The organism is Promicromonospora sp. MEB111 (assembly GCF_030209445.1).
In the GTDB taxonomy this organism is placed as follows: Bacteria; Actinomycetota; Actinomycetes; order Actinomycetales; family Cellulomonadaceae; genus Promicromonospora.
This window is the reverse complement of sequence record NZ_JARVSD010000008.1, coordinates 357549-378011: the sequence shown is the minus strand read 5'-3', so window position 1 is coordinate 378011 and position 20463 is coordinate 357549. Positions and strand designations below refer to the sequence as shown.

18 protein-coding genes and 1 tRNA gene are annotated in these 20463 nt (G+C 73.3%); 11 read left to right on the top strand and 8 right to left on the bottom strand.

The genetic code is table 11. From position 1 onward, the window contains the following. Window positions 1–2 precede the first annotated feature (2 nt). Together QRN56_RS10605 and QRN56_RS10600 are read left to right on the top strand one after the other, a co-directional pair. Window positions 3–1322 carry a VWA domain-containing protein gene (locus tag QRN56_RS10605; RefSeq protein WP_285102990.1) on the top strand — a complete coding sequence of 440 codons (1320 nt, stop codon included), beginning with the start codon at window positions 3–5 and terminating at the stop codon, window positions 1320–1322. Continuing rightward, complete coding sequence (locus QRN56_RS10600; protein ID WP_285102989.1) at window positions 1319–2215, top strand: FHA domain-containing protein; 897 nt, start codon at window positions 1319–1321, stop codon at window positions 2213–2215. Before QRN56_RS10605 ends, QRN56_RS10600 begins: the two co-directional genes overlap by 4 nt. Before the next feature lie 17 nt (window positions 2216–2232). Here QRN56_RS10600 and QRN56_RS10595 read toward each other — a convergent pair whose 3' ends face one another. Both QRN56_RS10595 and QRN56_RS10590 read right to left on the bottom strand, forming a co-directional pair. Beyond that, complete coding sequence (locus QRN56_RS10595) at window positions 2233–3531, bottom strand: MFS transporter (RefSeq protein WP_285102988.1); 1299 nt, start codon at window positions 3529–3531, stop codon at window positions 2233–2235. Beyond that, window positions 3528–4157, bottom strand: a complete 630-nt coding sequence (locus QRN56_RS10590) for an ArsR/SmtB family transcription factor (protein WP_285102986.1) — start codon at window positions 4155–4157, stop codon at window positions 3528–3530. The genes QRN56_RS10595 and QRN56_RS10590 overlap by 4 nt, the downstream gene beginning before the upstream one ends. Window positions 4158–4886: 729 nt before the next feature. Here QRN56_RS10590 and QRN56_RS10585 point away from each other — a divergent pair. The 3 genes from QRN56_RS10585 (at window position 4887) to QRN56_RS10575 (ending at window position 6174) form a co-directional block, all read left to right on the top strand. Next, a complete protein-coding gene (locus QRN56_RS10585; protein WP_285102973.1) occupies window positions 4887–5036 on the top strand; it encodes a hypothetical protein in 150 nt (49 codons plus the stop codon). 354 nt (window positions 5037–5390) lie between these two features. After that, window positions 5391–6026: an oligoribonuclease gene (gene orn, locus QRN56_RS10580; RefSeq protein WP_285102972.1), complete on the top strand. Its 636-nt coding sequence runs from the start codon at window positions 5391–5393 to the stop codon at window positions 6024–6026. 72 nt (window positions 6027–6098) lie between these two features. After that, window positions 6099–6174 (top strand) — tRNA-His (locus tag QRN56_RS10575). A 64-nt stretch (window positions 6175–6238) separates the two neighbouring features. Here the strand turns inward: QRN56_RS10575 and QRN56_RS10570 are convergent. Together QRN56_RS10570 and QRN56_RS10565 are read right to left on the bottom strand one after the other, a co-directional pair. Then, the gene (locus QRN56_RS10570; RefSeq protein WP_285102971.1) at window positions 6239–7135 is read right to left on the bottom strand and encodes an ATP-grasp domain-containing protein; all 897 of its coding nucleotides are present in this window, start codon (window positions 7133–7135) and stop codon (window positions 6239–6241) included. 50 nt (window positions 7136–7185) lie between these two features. Then, complete coding sequence (locus QRN56_RS10565) at window positions 7186–8274, bottom strand: ABC transporter ATP-binding protein (protein ID WP_285102969.1); 1089 nt, start codon at window positions 8272–8274, stop codon at window positions 7186–7188. A gap of 43 nt (window positions 8275–8317) precedes the next feature. On the opposite strand from QRN56_RS10565, the gene QRN56_RS10560 reads away from it, so the two are divergent. The 3 genes from QRN56_RS10560 to QRN56_RS10550 all read left to right on the top strand — a co-directional run bounded on the left by QRN56_RS10560 (window position 8318) and on the right by QRN56_RS10550 (window position 10853). Next, window positions 8318–8977 (top strand): ABC transporter permease, encoded by a 660-nt coding sequence (locus QRN56_RS10560; protein WP_285102967.1) that lies wholly within the window; start codon window positions 8318–8320, stop codon window positions 8975–8977. Then, window positions 8974–9657, top strand: coding sequence for an ABC transporter permease (locus QRN56_RS10555; RefSeq protein WP_285102965.1), 684 nt, complete (start codon window positions 8974–8976; stop codon window positions 9655–9657). The genes QRN56_RS10560 and QRN56_RS10555 overlap by 4 nt, the downstream gene beginning before the upstream one ends. Before the next feature lie 161 nt (window positions 9658–9818). Further along, window positions 9819–10853: a glycine betaine ABC transporter substrate-binding protein gene (locus QRN56_RS10550; protein WP_285102964.1), complete on the top strand. Its 1035-nt coding sequence runs from the start codon at window positions 9819–9821 to the stop codon at window positions 10851–10853. A 127-nt stretch (window positions 10854–10980) separates the two neighbouring features. Here the strand turns inward: QRN56_RS10550 and QRN56_RS10545 are convergent, their stop codons facing one another. The 3 genes from QRN56_RS10545 to QRN56_RS10535 form a co-directional block, all read right to left on the bottom strand. After that, window positions 10981–12612 (bottom strand): dihydrolipoyl dehydrogenase family protein, encoded by a 1632-nt coding sequence (locus QRN56_RS10545; RefSeq protein WP_285102963.1) that lies wholly within the window; start codon window positions 12610–12612, stop codon window positions 10981–10983. Window positions 12613–12644: 32 nt separating this feature from the next. Continuing rightward, window positions 12645–14309: a TetR/AcrR family transcriptional regulator gene (locus QRN56_RS10540; protein ID WP_285102962.1), complete on the bottom strand. Its 1665-nt coding sequence runs from the start codon at window positions 14307–14309 to the stop codon at window positions 12645–12647. Window positions 14310–14476: 167 nt separating this feature from the next. Then, complete coding sequence (locus tag QRN56_RS10535) at window positions 14477–16861, bottom strand: Tex family protein (RefSeq protein ID WP_285102961.1); 2385 nt, start codon at window positions 16859–16861, stop codon at window positions 14477–14479. Between the two features lie 223 nt (window positions 16862–17084). Between QRN56_RS10535 and QRN56_RS10530 the strand changes: the two genes are divergently transcribed. The 3 genes from QRN56_RS10530 to QRN56_RS10520 all read left to right on the top strand — a co-directional run bounded on the left by QRN56_RS10530 (window position 17085) and on the right by QRN56_RS10520 (window position 20062). After that, on the top strand, window positions 17085–18413 hold the full coding sequence (locus QRN56_RS10530; protein ID WP_285102960.1) for a serpin family protein: 1329 nt from the start codon (window positions 17085–17087) through the stop codon (window positions 18411–18413). A 103-nt stretch (window positions 18414–18516) separates the two neighbouring features. Continuing rightward, window positions 18517–19914, top strand: a complete 1398-nt coding sequence (locus QRN56_RS10525; protein WP_502928781.1) for an OFA family MFS transporter — start codon at window positions 18517–18519, stop codon at window positions 19912–19914. A gap of 1 nt (window position 19915) precedes the next feature. After that, complete coding sequence (locus QRN56_RS10520; protein WP_285102959.1) at window positions 19916–20062, top strand: MFS transporter small subunit; 147 nt, start codon at window positions 19916–19918, stop codon at window positions 20060–20062. 25 nt (window positions 20063–20087) lie between these two features. Here QRN56_RS10520 and QRN56_RS10515 read toward each other — a convergent pair whose 3' ends face one another. Continuing rightward, the gene (locus tag QRN56_RS10515) at window positions 20088–20381 is read right to left on the bottom strand and encodes a MarR family winged helix-turn-helix transcriptional regulator (protein ID WP_285102957.1); all 294 of its coding nucleotides are present in this window, start codon (window positions 20379–20381) and stop codon (window positions 20088–20090) included. Window positions 20382–20463 lie beyond the last annotated feature (82 nt).

Below are 20463 nucleotides of genomic sequence, written 5' to 3'. Positions count from 1 at the left end.
CCGTGGCCGAGTTCTCCGCCGAGGTCTTCCAGAACGAGTTCCTGTCCGACGGCGGCACCGACGTGCACGCCATCGTGTCCGTGACCTGCGCCGGCGCCGGGGCGGCCGGGGCCGTCGGCGTCACCGCGGGCGCGAGCGCCACCACCGACGCCGTCGGCGCGGGACAGGTCGCCGAGATCGTCGCCGTCGACACGTCCGGATCCATGCAGGGCCGCAACATGGAGGCCGCCAAGCACGCCGCCGCCGTGGCCGTGGACCAGATCCCGGACGGCACGCTGTTCGCGATCATCGGCGGCTCGCACGTGGCCACCCGGATCTTCCCCTACCCCAACGCCCGGGTGCCGATGGTGGCCATGGAGCCGGGCGCCCGCAACGAGGCCAAGCGCGCCATCTCCACGATGTCGGCCAGCGGCGGCACGGCCATCTCGACGTGGCTGCGGCTCGCGGACGACCTCTTCGCCACGGTCCCGGCGGCGCAGAAGCACCTGATCCTGCTGACCGACGGCAAGAACGAGTCCGAGCCGTCGATGCACCTGGACCGGATGATCGCCGACGTCACGGGCCACTTCCAGTGCGACGCCCGCGGCGTGGGCGACCGCTGGGTGGTCGAGGAGCTGCGCAAGATCTCGACGGCGCTGCTGGGCACCGTCGACCTCATCGCGCGCCCGGAGGACATCGCCGAGGACTTCGCGGCCCTGGTGCGCAAGTCGATGGCGCGCGGCGTCGCCTCGGTGGACCTGCGGGTGTGGGCGCCGCAGGGGTCGCAGGTCCTGTTCGTCAAGCAGGTGGCCCCCGAGGTCGACGACCTGACGGGCCGTCGTACCGAGGTGAACCCGCTGACCAGCGGGTACCCCACCGGCGCGTGGGCCGACGAGACCCGCGACTACCACGTGGCCGTGCGCGTGGCGGCGAAGCCCGTGGGCTCGGAGCAGCTCGCGGCGCGGGTGCAGGTCGCGGTGGGCGGCGAGGTGCAGGCGTCGGGCCTGGTCAAGGCCAAGTGGTCGGACGACTCCACGCTCACCGCCCGGATCAGCCCCGAGGTGGCGCACTACACGGGCCAGGCCGAGCTCGCCTCGGCCATCCAGGAGGGCCTCGCGGCCAAGGCCGCCGGCGACGAGGCGACGGCGACCGTGAAGCTCGGCCGCGCCGTGCAGCTCGCCGCCGAGACCGGCAACGACGAGGCCACGTCGCGCCTGCGCAAGATCGTGGACGTGGAGAACGAGGAGGAGGGCACCGTGCGGCTCAAGCGGAACACCGCCAAGCTGGATGAGATGGCACTCGACACCGCCTCCACCAAGACGACCCGGGTCCGGCGCGCATGACCGTCGTCTGTCCGGAGGGACACACCAGCCAGTCCACGGACTACTGCGACGTCTGCGGCACGCCGATCCCCGCGGGCGCCGGCGCCGCGTCGTCCGGCGGGTCCGGCGCCGCACCCGGGAGCGTCGCGACCGGCACCGGAGCGTCCGGTGGTGCGCCGGCCGCGCCCACGGAGGCCTCCGCCGGCCCCGTGACCTGCCCGAACTGCGGCGACCTGTCCCCCGCCGACTCCCTGTTCTGCGAGAACTGCGGGTACGACTTCACCACCGGGACGCCGGCTCCGCCGCCCCCGCCGACGTCCGGCCTGGACCTCGGCGACCTGGACGCCACACAGCCCGCGAGCGGTTCCGTGGCGGAGGCCGGTGCGGCGTCGGCGGGTTCGGCACCGGTGTCGGCGGGAGTCCCCGCGCCCGCGCCCGCCCCTGCGCCGTCGCCCGCGCCCGCGCCGTCGCCGGACGGCGGCGGCCTGGCCGCGCCGCCCGTCCCGGGCGAGGACGCCTGGGTGGCCGAGATCTGGGTGGACCCCGACTGGTACGCGCACGAGCGCCCGGAGGACCCGATGCCGTCCGCGGGCCTGCCCGGCCTCGTCACGCTGCGGCAGCGCAGCCTGCTCGTGGGGCGGCCGTCGAGGTCGCGCGGCATCCGGCCCGACATCGACTGCGGCAGCGACCCCGGGGTGTCCCGGCGGCACTGCCAGCTCACGACGGACGGTCAGCGCTGGTGGGTCGAGGATCTCGGCTCGTCGAACGGGACCTTCGTGGCGGCGGCGGGTGACCCGCTCCCGGACGGCCCGCTGAACCAGGGCGTGCGCCGCGAGATCGAGGAGAACGACCGGGTCTTCCTCGGCGCGTGGACACGTCTGGTGATCCGCAAGGCCCTCCCGGGCGAGGCCTGACCTGACGTGTCAGACGCTCAGGTCACCCGGGTGACCTGAGCGTCTGACACGTCCGGGTCGGCCGCGTGGCGCAGGCGCAGCGCGACCAGCCCGGCCCCGACCACCACCACGACGTTGGCGAGCACCAGCAGCCGGTAGTCCACGACCGCGAGCAGCCCCGCGCCGATCGCCGTCACCACGGTGCCCGGCAGGTTGTTGACCAGGTGCCCGGCGGCGGCGACCCGGCCCTGGAGCCGTTCCGGCGTCCGGACCTGGCGCTCGGTGACCCACGCGATGATCGCGGCCGTCACCCCGAAGCCGAGCAGGGCCTGACCCGCGATCGCGGGGATCACCCAGCCGAACATGAGCGGCACCAGGGCCACGCCCGCGGCGAGGATCCCCACCGCGTAGACGCGCGGCCGGCCGAACCGCAGCATGAGGCGCGGCGTGACCGCCCCGGCGACGAACCCGGTCACCCCCTGCAGCACCGTGAGCGGGCCGAGCCAGGCCGCGGGCAGCCCCAGCCCCTCCAGCACGGCGAACGCGACGGCGTTCACGAGGCCGACCGACGCGAACACGATCACGGCGTTCCACGTCATCCCGCCGAGCGGCTGGGTGCCGAACAGGTGGCGGAACCCGGCCGTCGTCGCCGCCAGGTACGACTCGCCCGGCTCACCCTCGAACCGCGACTCGGTGATCCGCACGAGGCCGAGCACGACCGCCGCGCCCACGAACCCCGCGATGGCCACCACGACCAGCGGCACCACGCCCACCAGGGCGTAGACCGCCGCGCCGAGCAGCGGCAGGGCCACGCGGAACACCTGGTCGATCATCGACAGGCGCCCGTTGGCGTGGCCCAGGGCCTCGGTCGGCAGGAGGTCCTTGAGCAGACCCGACTGGCAGGCGCCCGTCACGTACGCGACCGCCGAGTACACCAGCGTGGCCGCGAAGACGATCCAGACCTGGTCCGCCCGGGTCACCCAGAACAGCGGCACCAGCCCGAGCGCGCCCACCACGTAGGCGACCACGAGCATGCGCCGCCGGGACACCCGGTCCGCGAGGTACCCCAGGAACGGCGAGGCGAGCGCGGGCAGGCCCAGCAGGGCGAACGTCGCACCGCCGAGCGCGGCGCTGCCCGTCAGGTCCGCGACCCAGACCGCCATGAGCAGCGTGAGCAGCGAGTCCGCCACGTTCGCGAGCGTCCAGCCCACCACGAGGGTCCGGAAGAGTGGGGTCCGCAGGTACCGGGCGGGGTCCGCCGGCACAGGCTGCCCGAGGGCGGACGGGTCGCCCGGGGCGGCGCCGTCACCCGGCACGGTCGGTCCGGTGGTGGTCATGCGTCCTCGCCCTCCGGCTCCGGGATCTCGGCCCAGACCGCGCCGAACAGGTGCGCGCGCCGCGCGCACTCCGGACGCTTGCCGGGGTCCACCGCGCGGCCGCGGAACGGCGCGGTGATCTCCTCCAGCCGCCGGGAGAGATCGTCCAGCTCGTCGCGCGTCGCCCAGAACTCCTGGGCCGTCTGGGTGCTGGCGAACACCCAGGCCGGGTCGTCCCGTCCGGCGTCGGCGAGCCAGCGCTGCAGGGCGGCGAACTGCTCGGCCACGAACATGCTGCCGAACGCCTGGGCGGCGGGCCACGACTCGGGGTCGGCGAGGTCGGGGCGCACGCTGAACCCCCTGCTCACGGCCCGCCACGGGCGCTCCTTGCCGTGTGCCTCGGCGCGCTCGACGTGCCCGTACTTCTCGAGCTGGCGCAGGTGGAACGAGCAGCTCGCCACCGACTCGCCCGTGCGCTCGGCGCACTGGGTGGCGGTGAGCTCCACCCCGGGACGGAACAGGCCGAGCAGGCGGATGCGCAGCGGGTGGGTCATGGCCTTGATGGCGTCGGCCTGTGAGATGACGGCATCCTCCGGCGGCGTCGGCCGGGTGAACCCCTGGGTCTCTGGCTGCATCTGCTCGGGCATGCGCCGAGCGTAAGACGCTAAAGAGAACTTGCGCAAGGAATCTCTAGCGTCTTTGCCCGGGCGGGTCGGGGGCCCAGGCCAGGCGTCCGGGCCGGGCGTCCGAGACGTACGCGAAAAAAGCCGTGCGCGGCACGGCCGTCTCCTGGGAGGCTCAAGGCACACCGCGGTGACGTCCGTCCGGTCCCATACCGGGCGGTGGACAGGGTCCGGCCAGACCCTCCTGTCGGGAGACCGGCAATCCAGCGTCACGAAAGGCACTCACGTGCACACCGAGTACGAACTGGCGCAGGCCCTTCACCGGGAGCGCCTCCAGGACGCCGAGGAACACAGGCGTTCTCGCAGGCTCCGCGAGGAGCAGAAGCGACGCAGGGCCGAGGCCCGCGCCGCACACCGCGACCACCGCGCACCGGCACCCGCCCTGCGCGTGCGGTCCGCATGACCCGTACGGCGCCCGCCGGAGCTCCTCCGGCGACCGGCGCGTCCGGCATCCCGAAGCAGAGCGTGTGCCCGTCACACGCTCTGCTTCGTCGTTTGTGCGGGCGCGACCTCCCAGCGGGCCGCTGACCTGCGGAAGGGTGCTGCAGATCACCCCTGTCCGCCTTGCGCGGCATTTCCGGAATCAGGGATGATGTAACACGACGGAAACACTGAGGAGCACCGGACCGCGACCCGGCCGGAGCACGCCCGCTGCGCCCGTCACCTCTCCCCACCCCTGGAAGGACCACGGACATGCACGCCGAGACCGCCTACTACATCAGCCGCGCACAGGTCGCCGAGATCGCCCGCCGCGCCGAGGTCGCCGAGGCCCAGGAGCGCGCTCTGCGCGAGCGCCCCGAGCGCGGCACGGCCAGGCGCACCAAGCGGTTCCGCCTGATCTGACCGTCGGCCCACTGGCCCGACGTCGCACATCCTGGCCCTTCCCCGGACGACCACGGTCGTTCCGCGGAAGGGCCTTCGTGCACCCGCCGCCCGTGCGCACGGGCAGAGCCGCCGTCCGCCATCCCGCGCGGCACTTTGCACTGCAAACTCGGCACGTGGCATCGAGATCGGCACAGGCCTGTACCGATCTCGATGCCAACTGCCGACAGGCGAGGCGAACTGCCGACGCCGCGAGCCCGCCTCGCGACCTCAGCGCCGGCCTCGGACCACCGCGAACCACCCTCCTCCGCCCGCTTCCACCCCGTACCGCAACCGTGCACACCCGCCGCGCGCCGGACGGAATAGGCTGGGCCGGTGAGCCTTCCCAACCCCAACGAGCGCATCGTCTGGATCGACTGCGAGATGACCGGCCTCGACCTGCGCGCCGACGCGCTGATCGAGGTCGCCGCGATCGTCACCGACTCCGATCTCAACGTCCTGGGCACCGGTGTCGATGTCCTCGTCAAGCCACCCGCCGAGGCGCTGGCGCAGATGAACGACTTCGTCCGCACCATGCACACCACGTCCGGCCTGCTCGAGGAGCTCGACGAGGGCCTGACCCTCGAGGAGGCCCAGGAGCAGATCCTGGCCTACATCCGCGAGTGGGTGCCCGAGCCGGGCAAGGCTCCGCTGGCCGGCAACTCCGTCGGCACCGACAAGTCGTTCCTCGACCTGCACATGCCCGAGCTGGTGGAGTACCTGCACTACCGGATCATCGACGTGTCGTCGATCAAGGAGCTCTCGCGCCGCTGGTACCCGCGCGTCTACTTCGCCTCGCCCAAGAAGGACGGCGGGCACCGCGCGCTGGCCGACATCCTGGAGTCGATCGACGAGCTGCGCTACTACCGCGAGGTCCTGTTCCCCGCGCAGCCGGGCCCCGACACGGCGACCGCTCGCGCCGCCGCGGCGAGCATCGCCGAGACGTCCGTCACGAAGCAGCTCGCTCCGTAGATTTGAGTTCGGTTCGTGGCCGCTGACCATGTATGCTTTTCGACGGTCGCCGGTCCACGATCGGCGAACATGGTGGGCGTAGCTCAGCTGGTAGAGCATCGCGTTGTGGTCGCGAGGGCCGCGGGTTCAAGTCCCGTCGCTCACCCCATGCACAAGAGGGCCCCTCGCTCAGGCGAGGGGCCCTCCTGCGTTGCCCGACGACGGCGCCGGGCTCAGCCCAGCAGCTTCACCACCGCGTCGGCGAGCTTGCCCTCGACGCCCGTGCCGTACCTCATCCAGAGCGACGGCTCGGTGAGCTCCAGCTCGATGACCATGGGCACGCCGTCGTCGCCCGAGACGAGGTCCACGCGGGCGTAGGTGAGGTCCGCGCCGGTGGCCGCCCGCGCCACGTCGAGCGCCCGTCGCGCCACCTCGATCTGGTCGGGCGTGGCCTCGAACGACGCCATCTCCTCCCGCGCGTACAGCTCGCCCGAGTCCTCGGCCGGCCCGGTGAGCAGCGCGTTCTTCCGGACGGCGTGGGTGAGCTCGCCGTCGATGAAGACGAGGCAGGTCTCGCCCGTGGTGTCCACGGAGGTGACGTAGGGCTGGATCATGACCCAGCGGCCGTCGTCGAGCAGGCGGGTGGCGTGCGCGATCGCCTTGCCGCGCGACTGCGCGGACACCGGCTGGTAGCGGCCCGTGTTCTGGGCGCCGGCGCTGACGACGGGCTTGACCACGAAGTCGCCGAACGCGGGCATGCGCGTGTGCACGGCGCGCTTGGACAGGTGGCGCTGCGGGTCGAGCCAGATCGTCGGGATCACCGGGACGCCCGCCGCCTCGAGCTCGCGCAGGTACCGCTTGTCGGTGTTCCACTCGATGACGTCGGCGCCGTTGGCCACCTTGGGCAGCGAGCGCGCCCACGCGAGGAACTCGTCGTGGCGGGGCGAGTAGTCCCAGGTGGAGCGGACCAGCACGAGGTCGTAGGCCTGCCAGTCGACGGCCGGGCTGTCCCACACGGCGGGTTCGGCCGTGACACCACGCTCGGCGAGCGCGGCGATCAGCGGCACGTCGTCCTTGTCGAGGTCGGGCAGCTGGGAACAGGTCGCAAGGGCTACGCGTGCGTTGGTCACGCCCCGAGACTATCGGGGCAGGTTCCCGGGGGTCCCGGTCTGGGCGCAGGTCAGGACGCGGCGTCGGTCACAGCGGCGTCGTCGGCGTCCGCCGTCGTGCCGGTCACGTCCGCGTCCGGTTCACCCCAGGCCGCGTCCGACGGCGTCCCCGCCGCCGCGTCCGCCGCCCGGCGCAGCGCGCCGAGGATCCCGTCCGCGGTCAGCGAGCCGACGACGTCGCCCGACTCCCCCACCACCGGCACCCGCCCCATGGCCGACGCCGGCAGCGCCGCCACCGCCTCGAACGCGTCGGTCAGCCGCGCGCCCAGCCGCACGGGCGCCGGGGCGGGCTCGACGATCCGGTCCGCGCCCTCCAGGTCGGCCGGCTGCACCTCCGCGAGCGAGAGCATGCGCGAGGCCGCACCGTCCCCGATGAAGTCGCGCACCCGCTCCGAGGCCGGGTGGGCCAGTACCGCGAGCGGGCTCGCCACCTGCTCCAGCTTGCCGCCGCGGGACAGGACGGCGATCCGGTCGCCCAGGCGCGCCGCCTCGTCGATGTCGTGCGTCACGAGGATCACCGTGGTGCCGGTCTCGCGCTGGATCCGCTGGAACTCGGTCTGCAGGTGGCGGCGGAACTCCGGGTCCACGGCGCCGAACGGCTCGTCCATCAGCAGCACCGGCGGGTCGGTCGCGAGCGCCCGGGCCACGCCGATGCGCTGGCGCTCACCGCCGGACAGCTCGTGCGGGTAGCGCTTCGCGTAGGTGGCGGCGGGCAGGCCCACGAGGTCCAGGAGCTCGGCCACGCGCGCCCGGGTACGCCGCCGGTCCCAGCCGAGCAGGCCGGGCACGGTGGCGATGTTCGCCTCGACGGTTCGGTGCGGGAAGAGCCCCACGTTCTGGATCACGTAGCCGATGCGGCGCCGCAGGGCCACGGGGTCGGTGGTGGTGACGTCCTCGCCGTCGAGCAGGATGCGGCCCGACGTCGGCTCCACCAGCCGGTTGACCATGCGCAGCGTGGTGGACTTGCCGCAGCCCGACGGCCCCACGAGCGCGAGCACCTCGTGCTCGTGCACGGAGAGGCTCAGCCCTTCGACGGCGACGGTGCCGTTCCCGAACGCCTTGCGGACGGTGTCGAGCTCGATGACGGTGCGAGAAGCCATGTGCTCGAACCTACCGGGTGAAGAGCACGATAGGTTTTACGGCATGCCCGGCAACCCGTGGTTCTCCTGGTCGTACGTGGTCGACAACGCGCCCGTGATCTGGCAGCGCACCGTCGAGCACGCCGGCCTCACGATCGAGGCCGTCGCGATCTCCGCGGCCATCGCCATCCCGCTCGGCGTGCTGATCTCCCGGTCCCGCTGGCTGTCCGGACCGGTGCTCGGCACCGCAGCCGTCCTGTACACCGTGCCGTCCCTGGCGCTGTTCGCGATCCTCGCCCCGCTGCTCGGCATCGGCCGCACGCCCGTGCTGGTGGGCCTGGTGGTCTACGCGCTGCTCATCATCCTGCGCAACACCGTGGCCGGGCTGGCCACCGTGGACCCCGCCGTCACCGACGCCGCGCGCGGCCTGGGCTACGGGCCGGGGCGCCTGCTGGTCCAGGTGGCCATGCCCAGCGCCATGCCGAGCATCATCGCCGGCCTCCGGCTGGCCACGGTGTCCACGGTCGCGCTGGTGACCGTGGGCGTCGTGGTCGGGTACGGCGGGCTCGGCCAGCTCATGTTCCAGGGCTTCCGCAACAACTTCTACCGGGCCGAGATCATGACGGCCACGCTCGCGACCATCCTGCTGGCCCTCGTGCTCGACCTCGCCCTGTGGGCCGTCGGCAGAGCCCTGACCCCCTGGCTGCGCGGGAGGACCGCATGAGCGCCCCGACCGGAGTCGTCCAGCAGGCCGTCGTCTGGCTCAACGACCCCCTGACCTGGACCGAGCCCGGCGGCATCCTCGAGCTCACGGGCGAGCACCTGGTCATGACGGTGATCGCCGTGGCCATCGCCGCCGCCGTCGCCATCCCGACGGGTGCCTGGCTGGGCCACAGCGGCCGGGGCGCGGGCACCGTCGTCTGGCTCACCAACGCCTCCCGGGCGCTGCCGACCCTCGGCATCATCCTGCTGCTCGCCGCGGGCGGCCTGTTCGGCAACACCGCCACGGTCATCGCCGCCGCCTTCTTCGCGGTGCCGGTGCTGCTGGTCAACACCTACGAGGGTGTGCGCGGCGCCGACCCCGACGCCAAGGACGCGGCCCGCGGCATGGGCATGAGCAACGGGCGCATCCTGCTGCAGGTCGAGCTGCCGCTGGCCACGACGCTGGTCTCCGCGGGCCTGCGGGTCACGATCGTGCAGGTGGTCGCCACGATCCCGCTCGCCGCGCTGGCCGGCGGCGGTGGCCTGGGCCAGATCATCGCGCTCGGCATGGGCACGCAGCGGTACGGCGAGGTGCTGGCGGGCGGCATCGTGGTCGCGGCGCTGTGCCTCGCGATCGACGGCGTGCTCGCCGTCGGGCAACGCCTCGCCACGCCGGCGCCGCTCCGGGTCCGCGCCGCGTAGCACGGCGGCCTCTCCGGGAATAACTCTCCGGGGTACCCGACCAAATGTAACGACATTCTCACGAGGGGGTTTATCCCTTGCCATCGACCGCCGACCGAGGTCGAATGGGACGGATCGAAGCCGTAGAACAGTTGTACGCCACCCACGTTCGGAGACATTCGATGAAGTTCCCCCGTACGCATGTGTCCTTGCCCCGCGCGCTCGGCGCCGCGGCCGCCGTCGTCTCCCTCGCGCTCCTGACCGCCTGTGGCGAACCAGGTTCCGCCGGTGGCGGCGACGGTGGCAGTACCGAGACCGGCGGCAGCAGCCTCGCCGCGTGCGAGGCCGTCCCGGGCGACGAGCTGGTGGTGCTCGAGGACGACCAGCAGCTCCAGACCGTCGACAACATCATCCCGGCGATCAACGCTGCGGCGGTGGAGGGCGACGACACGCTGATCCCGCTGCTCGACTCCGTGTCGGCAGCGCTCGACACCGACACGCTCATCGGCCTGAACAAGGCCGTGGACGTCGACCGCCGCACCTCCGCGGAGGTCGCCGAGGAGTTCGTGGCCGACGCCGGCCTCGACAGCCCCGAGCAGAGCGGCAGCGGCAAGATCGTCGTCGGCGCCGCCGACTTCGCCGAGAGCGCCACGCTCGGCACCATCTACGCGACGGTGCTCAACGCCGCCGGGTACGACGCCGAGGTGACCACCATCGGCAACCGTGAGGCCTACCTCCCCGCACTGGAGGACGGCGAGCAGGTCCAGGTGATCCCCGAGTACGTGGGCACCCTGACCGAGTTCATCAACAAGGACGTCAACGGGGCCGACGCCGAGCCGGTCGCGAGCAGCGACCTCGACGCGACCGTCGAGGGCCTGACCGGTCTGGGCGAGGAGGTGGGCCTCGTGTTCGGCGAGCCCTCCCCCGCGCAGGACCAGAACGCGTTCGCCGTGACCAAGGCCTTCGCGGACGAGCACGGCGTCACCACGCTCAGCGAGCTCGCCGAGGCCTGCGGCGGCCTCGTGCTCGGCGGCCCGCCGGAGTGCACGGAGCGCCCGTTCTGCCAGCCGGGTCTCGAGGAGACGTACGGCCTGGAGTTCGCGGAGTTCCGCTCGCTCGACGCCGGTGGCCCGCTGACCAAGTCGGCGCTGCAGCAGGGCGAGGTCACTCTCGGCCTGGTCTTCAGCTCGGACGGCTCGCTGACCCCGTCGTCCTGACCTGACCTGCCCGGCCCCGTCGAGGGCCGCCGCGGCTCACCTTTGAGGCCCGGGTTTCTTCGCTTTGGACGGCTCCACAGCGAAGAAATCCGGGCCTCAAAGGTGATTGGGTCGAGCCCGAGGTGGCTCAGAGGCCGTAGGACTCCAGGAAGCGGAGCCACACCTCGCTGACCGTCGGGTACGCGGGCACCGCGTGCCACAGCCGGTCCAGCGGCACCTCCCCGACGACGGCGATCGTCGCGGCGTGCAGCATCTCGCCGGCGTCGGGCCCCACGAACGTGGCGCCCACCAGGACCCGGCGCTTGGTGTCGACGAGCACCTGGGCCCGGCCCGTGTAGTTCGGGCCGTCCACGCTCGCACCGGACACCCACGACAGGTCGTACGACACGGCCTCGACCGGGATCCCGGCGGCCCGCGCCTCGCGCTCCGTCGGCCCCACCCAGCTCACCTGCGGCCGGGTGAACACCACCTGGACGCGCGCGCTGTGGTCGGCGGTCGCGGCGTACCGCGACCACGGCTTGCCCTCCTGCCCGACGGCGGGCTCGGGATCGCCGCTGGTCGGTGACCGGTCGCCGGCCTCCGAGCCGTACCGCGCCGCGACCACGTCGCCGACGACGCGGCCCTGGTACTTGCCCTGGTGCGTGGTCGGCGCCCGCCCCGTCACGTCGCCGCACGCGTACAGCCAGCCGCCGGGCACGCCGACCACCTCGAGCGACTCGTTCACCACCAGCGCCCCGCCGCGGCCCAGGCTCGACGTGTCCAGGCCCACGCTCTCCACGTTGAGGTCGGTCGTACGCGGCACGCGCCCCGTCGCGACCAGGATCTCCGCGGCGGTGATCGTCCCGCCGTCGGACAGGGTGACGGTCACCGGGCCCGCGGGCTCGTTGTCGCTGCCGGTGCCCGGCCGCTCGACCGAGGCGACCCCCACGCCGGTCCGGACGTCGACGCCGATCGCACGCAGAGACTCGCCGACCATCTCGCCCGCGAACGGCTCGGCGTTCGACAGCAGGCCGCCCCGGGCCAGGAGCGTCACCTGCGCGCCGAGGTCGGCGTACGCGTTCGCCATCTCGACGCCCACCACCCCGCCGCCGATCACGACCAGGGACTCGGGGATCGCCTCGGCGCCCGTCGCCTCCCGGCTCGACCACGGTGAGGCGGCCGCCAGCCCCGGGGTGTCGGGCAGCACGGGCACGCTGCCGGTGGCCGCGATCACCGCGTGCCGGGCCCGCAGGAGCCTCGTCACCGGGGCGTCACCCGTCTCGGCCTCCGCGAGGCCGCCGCCGACGTCGGCGTCGTCGTCCTCGGAGCCGCCGCCCGTCGCGTCGCCGGACCCGGCGCCGGACGGCGCCGCCGGCACAGTGACCTCCACCAGCCGCTCGCCGGCCAGGCGGCCGTGCCCGCGCACGAGCGTCAGACCGGCACCCTCGACCCACGAGACCTGCCCGGAGTCGTCCCAGTCGTAGGTGATCTCGTTGCGCCGGGCCAGCACGGCGGCGACGTCGGGCGCCCCCGGGTCGGCCAGGCCGGGCGTGTCGCGCGCCAGGGCGCGCACGGTGCCCGCGCGCAGCAGCACCTTGGAGGGCATGCAGGCCCAGTACGAGCACTCACCGCCCACGAGCTCGGACTCGACCAGGGCGACGGACAGGCCGGTGCGGGAGGCGCGGTCCGCCGCGTTCTCGCCCACGGGACCGCCACCGATCACGATGACGTCGTAGGTCTCGTCCGCTTGCTCGCCAGGTGTCTCAGGTGCGTTGTTCATGTCGTCATCCTGACCGAACCCGCACCACCGGTCTATCGGACGGGGTCGGACGATCCCGGCGTGTCGCGCACCAGCACGACGTCCGCGGAGAGCTTCTGGCCGAAGACGTCGAGGGCGTCGACCACGAGGTCCAGCACCAGCGCGTCCAGGTGCGCGGCGGCCGCCGGTGCGTCGATGTCGCCCATGTGGCCGTAGACGGTCAGCGTGAGCAGGCCCCAGAGCCGCGCCGAGCACAGGTTCATCGCGTGCAGCAGCCCGAGCGGCACGTCCGGCGGGAAGCCCGGGATCCCGCGCATCGCCTCGCGCGCGGCCCGCAGGTGGGGCCCGAGCGCGGGCAGGATCTCGTCGTCGGGGATCACGCGGCAGCCCGCCCGCCACCACGCCAGGGCGATCGGCGCGAACACGGCGCCCACCCGGTCCAGGGCCATCAGCGGCGCGTGGCGGGGTTCCCCGGGTGTGTCCTCGCCCGGGAGGGAGATGCGCAGGCGTCCCGACATCAGCAGGTCGTACTCGTTGCGGTGGGCGATGCACCAGCGGAACAGTGCGTCGACGACGGCGTGGCACTGCGCGCTCGGGTCGTCCCCGGGCTGCCGCGCCCGGGCCGTCTCCACGTACGCCAGGAGCTCGTCGACGACGTCCTGGTGCGTGGCGTGCAGCAGGCCCGGGCGGCCGTCGAAGTACCGGTACAGCCCGGGCGCCGCGATCCCGACGTCCTTCGCGACGGCCTGCATCGTGACGCCGTCCGGGCCGTGCTCGTCCAGCAGGCGGCGTGCCGAGCGCAACGCCTCCGCCACCAGCTCCCGGCGCAGCCGTGCCCGACGACCCGTGGCGCCCGGGGTGGCCGTGCCGGCCTCGTCGGCCGGGCGGGACCCGGATGTGGCGGGCGCGGTGGGCTCGGGCGCACCGCTCTCGGAAGCGGGCTCGAAGACCGGCTCCAGGACGGCGGCGGGGCTGACCCCCAGGCCGAAGAGTGCGAGGTTCCTGGCGTTCAGGTCGTCGAGCAGGGCGGTGACGTAGTCGCGCCGGACCGGCCCGTCGGGCTCGGTGACGTGCCCGTACGCCGTCATGCACAGCAGGCCGAAGGTGCGCTGCCAGGCGACACGGACGGCGGCGACCAGCCCCAGCGGCACGTCGCGGGGCGCGTCCGGGAACACCGCGAGCAGCGCGTCGCGGCGGGCGCCGAGGTCCGCCGCGAGCTGCGGGGGAACGGGCTCGTCGAACCGGACGGCGCCGTCGGCCCACTGGGCGACGACCGGCGGGAACGCGAGAGCGGCCACCTCGTAGAACGTGCCGCCGGACTCCCCGCCGACCGGTGCGCCCTCCTCGACCAGACGCAGGCCGGCGCCGAGCAGCAGGTCGAACTCGTGGGGGTGCGCCACGCACCACGCGAACATCGCGTTCGTCAGCGCCTGCACCTCGGCGGCGCGGTCACCGGCCGGCTGCCGGGCGACCGCGGTGCGGACGTGCGCGACCAGCTCGTCGAGCACGTGCCGGCACGTCGCTCGCAGCAGGCCGGCGCGACTCGGGAAGTACCGGTAGAGGCCGGGCCCGGCGATCCCGATCTCCCGGCTGACGGCCAGCATCGTCACGCTCTCGAGCCCGCCGTCGGTGAGCAGGCGGCGCGCCACGGCGATCGAGCGGTTCAGCAGCTCCTGCCGTCGACGCCGCCGGGGCGTGCTCTCTGCGCTGCTGCTCACGGGGCGTACTTGGTCTCCGAAGGGGGCCGACGATGTGGCACCCAGTCTCCCACGCCCAGGTCTCACGAGGCATCACCTGGTAGTCGAACGTAGGGTTGGTCGCCCCATCACGCTTCTTGCTGCGACCAACCCTACGTTCGACGTCTCCTCAGGCCCCGCTCGGGGTGTTAGGCCAGGCCCGCGCGGCGGAGGGCGTCCGCCATCGCGGTGTCCGCGGGGGCGGGGCGACCGCGGCCGCCCTGTCCGCCCTGACCGCGGACCTGACCGCCCCGGCCCCGGCCCTCGCCGCCGCCCGGGCGGCCGCCGCGCTGGCCGTCGCCCTGACCGCCGGCCCCGCCGGAGCGGGCGCCGCCCGAGGTACGGCCGCCGGGGGCCGCACCGACCTCGTCGTCCAGGCGCAGCGTCAGGGAGACCCGCTTGCGCTGCAGGTCGACGTCCATGACCTTCACCTTGACGATGTCGCCCGACTTCACGACCTCGCGGGGGTCACTGACGAAGTTCTTGGACATGGCCGAGACGTGCACGAGCCCGTCCTGGTGCACGCCGATGTCCACGAACGCGCCGAACGCCGCGACGTTGGTGACCTGGCCCTCCAGCACCATGCCGGGCACCAGGTCGCCCAGCGTCTCGACGCCGTCGGCGAAGGAGGCCGTGGTGAACGCCGGACGCGGGTCGCGGCCGGGCTTCTCCAGCTCGGCGAAGATGTCGGTCACCGTGGGCAGGCCGAAGGTCTCGTCCACGAACTGGGTGGGCTTCAGTGTGCGCAGGGCGCCGCCGTTGCCGATCAGCGCCTGCACGTCCGCGCCCGACGCCGTCACGATGCGCCGCGCCAGCGGGTACGCCTCGGGGTGCACCGACGACGCGTCCAGCGGCTCGTCGCCGCCCGAGACCTTGAGGAAGCCCGCGCACTGCTCGAACGCCTTGGGGCCCAGTCGCGGCACGTTCTTGAGCGCCGCCCGGGACGCGTACGGGCCGTTGGCGTCCCGGTGGGCCACGATGTTCTCGGCGAGCGTCGAGGTGATGCCCGAGACGCGCGACAGCAGCGGCACCGACGCGGTGTTCAGGTCCACGCCCACGCCGTTCACGCAGTCCTCCACCACGGCGTCCAGCGACCGCGACAGCTTGGTCTCGGTGATGTCGTGCTGGTACTGGCCCACACCGATCGACTTGGGGTCGATCTTCACGAGCTCGGCGAGCGGGTCCTGCAGGCGGCGCGCGATCGAGACGGCGCCACGGATGGACACGTCGAGGTCGGGCAGCTCCGCGCTCGCGTAGGCGGACGCCGAGTACACGGACGCGCCGGCCTCGGACACGACCGCCTTGGTCAGGCCGAGCTCCGGCACCTTCTTCATGAGGTCTGCGGCGAGCCGCTCGGTCTCGCGCGACGCCGTGCCGTTGCCGATCGCCACCAGGTCCACGCCGTGCTTCTGGGCCAGCCGGGCCAGCACGGCGAGCGACTCGTCCCAGCGGTTGGCCGGCTGGTGCGGGTAGATGGTCGCGTGCTCCACGACCTTGCCGGTGGCGTCCACGACGGCGACCTTGACGCCCGTGCGCAGGCCCGGGTCGAGGCCCATCGTGGCCCGCGTGCCGGCGGGCGCGGCGAGCAGGAGGTCGCGCAGGTTGGCGGCGAACACGCGCACGGCCTCGTCCTCCGCCTCGGAGCGCAGCCGCAGCCGCACGTCGATGCCGAGGTGCACCAGGATCTTGGTGCGCCAGGCCCAGCGGACGGTGTCGCCCAGCCAGCGGTCGGCCGGGCGACCCTGGTTGGCGATGCCGAACTGGTGGGCGATCGTGGCCTCGTAGGACGTCGGCACGCCGGCCTCGATGCCCTCCTCCGGCTCGATCGTCAGGTCCAGCACGTCCTCCTTCTCGCCGCGGAACAGGGCGAGCACACGGTGCGACGGCAGGCTGGACAGGGCCTCGGCGAACTCGAAGTAGTCCGAGAACTTCGCGCCCTTGTCCTGCGCCCCGTCCCGGACGGCGGACAGCATGCGCCCGCGCTTCCACAGCCGCTCGCGCAGGGTGCCGATCAGGTCGGCGTCCTCGCCCATGCGCTCCACGAGGATCGCCCGGGCGCCGTCGAGCGCCGCGGCCGGGTCGGCCACGCCCTTGTCGGCGTCGACGTACGGGCCGGCGGCCTCCGTCGGGTCGAGCGAGGGGTCGCCCAGCAGCGCCTCGGCGAGCGGCTCCAGGCCGGCCTCGCGCGCGATCTGCGCCTTGGTGCGCCGCTTGGGCTTGTACGGGAGGTAGATGTCCTCCAGACGCGACTTGGTCTCCGCAGCCAGGATCTGGGCCCGCAGCTCGTCCGTGAGCTTGCCCTGCTCCTGCACCGACGCCAGGATCGCCGCGCGCCGCTCCTCGAGCTCGCGCAGGTACCGCAGCCGCTCCTCGAGGGTGCGCAGCTGCGCGTCGTCGAGGGTGCCCGTCACCTCCTTGCGGTAGCGGGCGATGAACGGCACGGTCGCGCCGCCGTCGAGCAGGTCGACCGCTGCGGTCACCTGCCCTTCACGAACGCCCAGCTCCTCGGCGATGCGCTGGTTGATGCTTGCCAACGTCCACTACCTCACTTCAGGGGGTCGAACCCACCGGGATGGTCGGGACAGATTGTGCCCGGCGCCACTGACATCTGTCGCATCCGCCCACGCGTGTCAGACGTACAGGTCACCCGGGTGACCTGTACGTCTGACACGGGACGAGGTGCAAGGCCGGGGCGGGTCACGACATATCCGGAGCAGGACCCGCCCGCTCACCCGGGCCCCAGACCCGGAGGACACCGTGCACCGTCGCGCCAGGACCGCCCGACCCGCCCCGCGCACCGCCCGCCCCCACGGCGCGGCGGTCACCGCGGCCGCCGGCATCCTCGCCCTTGCCGCCTGCGGCGTGCTGACCGCGTGCGCCCCAGCGGCGGACGAGGGCCTGGAGCGGTCCGACGCCGCACGCGTCGTCGTCACCGTCGCCGACACCCCCGCGAGCGCCGACGCCGTCGCCGCGACGGAGGACCTGGGCCTGCTCGCGCTGCGCGCGACCGCCGAGCCGAAGGACAACGCCCTGGTCTCCCCCGCGTCACTCACCTTCGCGCTGGCGCTGCTCGCCGAGGGTGCGCGCGGCGAGACCGCGACGGCCCTGGATGCCGCGCTCGGCGCCTCGGGCGAGGACCGCACCGCCGCCTACAACGCCCTGACGGCCGAGCTCGCGAGGCACGACGGCGACCCCGGCGTCGCGCAGGACGACGAGCTCCCCGACCGCCCGGTGCTGCACCTCGCGAACCAGGCCGTGCTCGACGACCAGCTCGTCGTGGAGCAGGGCTACCTGGACGCGCTCGCGTCCGCGTTCGACGCCGGCGTGCAGCGCACCGACCTGGGCACCGGCGCGGGCAAGAAGGTGCTGGACGCCTGGGTGAACCACCACACGGGCGGCCTGATCGAGAAGTCGGCGATCGAGCCCGACCCGATGCTGCGCCTGGTGCTGCAGAACGCGGTCCTGCTCGCGGCCCGCTGGGACACGCCGTTCCAGGAGCACGCCACCCGGGACGAGGACTTCACCGGCCCCGGCGGCACGGAACCCGTCGAGATGCTGCACGGCACGGAGTCCTGGGGGTACGCCGAGCACGACGGCTGGGTCGCCGTCCGCCTCCCCTACGGCGAGGCGTTCCACGCGGACGTGCTGCTGCCGCCGGAGGGCACCGACCCGGCGGACGTCGCGCCCGGGACGCTGACCGCCCTCACCACCGCCCTGGACGGCGCGGCGCCCCGGCCCGTCGAGCTCGCCATGCCCACCCTGGAGCTCGAACCGCCGACGCTCGACCTGGCCCCGGCGCTGGACGAGGCCGGTCTCGGCGGGCTGTACGACGCCCCGGACCTCTCAGGCATCAGCACCACCGAGCGGCTCCAGGTGAGCCAGGTGGTGCAGCAGGCCTACCTGCACCTGGACGAGGACGGGACGGTCGCGGCCGCCGTCACCGAGATCGGGATGGAGGCGACCGGCGCCATGCCGGGCGAGCCCGCGGTCCGGATGACCGTGGACCGGCCCTACCTCCTGCGGATCGCCCACACCGAGACCCGTCTCCCCCTGTTCCTGGCCGCGGTGCGCAGCCCGCAGCACTGAGCCGGACCATTGACCCGGGCATCCAGCGCCAGTAGCGTGCCCACGCAAACGGGAGAAACCGCACTTACTGCGACCTGATCCCCTGAGCACGAGGAGGTGCTTGATGGCACTGTCGTTCCTCGACCGGGAGCACACGGTGGCAAGGCCCGGCTACAGCAGGTGGCTCATCCCGCCGGCCGCGCTCGCCATCCATCTGTGCATCGGCCAGGCCTACGCCACCAGCGTCTACAAGAGCGCGCTGGTCGCCCACTTCGAGACCAGCCTCACCGCGATCGGCGTCATCTTCTCCATCGCCATCGTCATGCTCGGCCTCTCGGCCGCCGTGCTGGGCACCTGGGTGGAGCGCGCCGGACCGCGCGCCGCCATGTTCGCCTCGGCCTGCTTCTGGGCCTCCGGGTTTCTCATCGGGGCGCTCGGGATCGCGACGTCGCAGCTCTGGCTCGTCTACCTCGGGTACGGGTTCATCGGCGGCATCGGGCTCGGCATCGGCTACATCTCGCCGGTGTCCACGCTGATCAAGTGGTTCCCCGACCGGCCGGGCCTGGCCACGGGCATGGCGATCATGGGGTTCGGCGGCGGCGCGCTCATCGCCTCGCCGCTGTCCCGCCAGCTCATGGCCGCCTACGACAGCGGCTACGACCCCTCCGACCCCACCTCCGTGGCGTCGGGCGGCGCGGTCACCTCGCTCTTCGTGACCCTGGGCATCGTGTACTTCCTGGTGATGATGCTGGGCGTGTTCACGGTGAAGGTCCCGCCGCCCGGCTGGACGCCCACCGGGTTCGACGCCGCCGCGGTCGCGGCCAAGCCGATGGTCTCGACCGCGAACGTCTCCGCGGCGAACGCGATCAAGACCCCGCAGTTCTGGTTCCTGTGGACCGTCCTGTTCTGCAACGTGACGGCGGGTATCGGCATCCTGGAGCAGGCGGCGCCGATGATCCAGGACTTCTTCCGGGTGGACGGCGTCTCGTCCGTCGCGCCGGCGACGGCGGCCGGGTTCGTGGCGTTCCTGTCCCTGTTCAACATGGCCGGCCGCTTCGTGTGGTCCTCCACGTCGGACTACATCGGCCGCAAGCCCGTCTACGTCATGTACCTCGGCGTCGGGATGATCCTGTACGTGCTCCTGGCCACCGTCGGCCACACCTCCACGGTGATCTTCGTGCTGGTGGCCGCCGTGATCCTCTCGTTCTACGGCGGCGGCTTCGCCACCGTCCCCGCCTACCTGCGCGACCTGTTCGGCACCTTCCAGGTGGGCGCCATCCACGGCCGGCTGCTCACCGCGTGGTCGGCCGCGGGCATCGCCGGACCCCTGATCATCAACGGGTTCCTGGACGCCCGGGGCACGCCCGGCGAGCTGGTGGCCGCCGACTACCGGCCCGCGCTGTTCACCATGGTGGCCGTGCTCGCGGTCGGCTTCCTGGCCAACGCCCTGGTCCGGCCCGTCGCGGCCCGGTTCCACGAGCGGCCGCACCAGGCGGACGAGTTCGTCGAAGGGAAGGTCTGACATGGTCGAGCAGACGCAGGAACGCGACCCGGAGCAGCCGCCCAACCAGGTGCCGCGGCTGGTCGCCACCTGGCTCGTGGTGACCGTGCCCCTGGCCTACGGGCTGTTCCAGACGGTCCGGAGCGTCATCCCGCTGTTCACGGGCTGAGGCCCCCTGCCCGACGGCGACCGCCTCACCTCGCGCTCCCGGCCTCCAGGCCGCCCCGCACCGCTGCGAGGACCCGCGCGAGGTGCGCGAGGTCGCCGTCGGGCACACCCGTGCCCCGCAGCGCCTCGGCCGTGGCGCGGTCGAGCGTCGGGAGCATCTCGTCCAGCACCCGCCGCCCGGCAGGCGTGAGCTCCAGGAACGAGGACCGGCCGTCCTCGGGGTTGGCCTGCCGGCGCACCAGCCCGTCCCGGACCTGCCGGTCCACCCCCTTGCTGGCCGCGCCGACGGTGATCCCGAGGCGCCGGACCACGTCGGACACCCGGCAGCGCGCACGTCTTCCAGCACCACCACGCCACCGAGCCGACGGCGGCCCGCGCCATGGACACCGCGGCGGCCTTCCT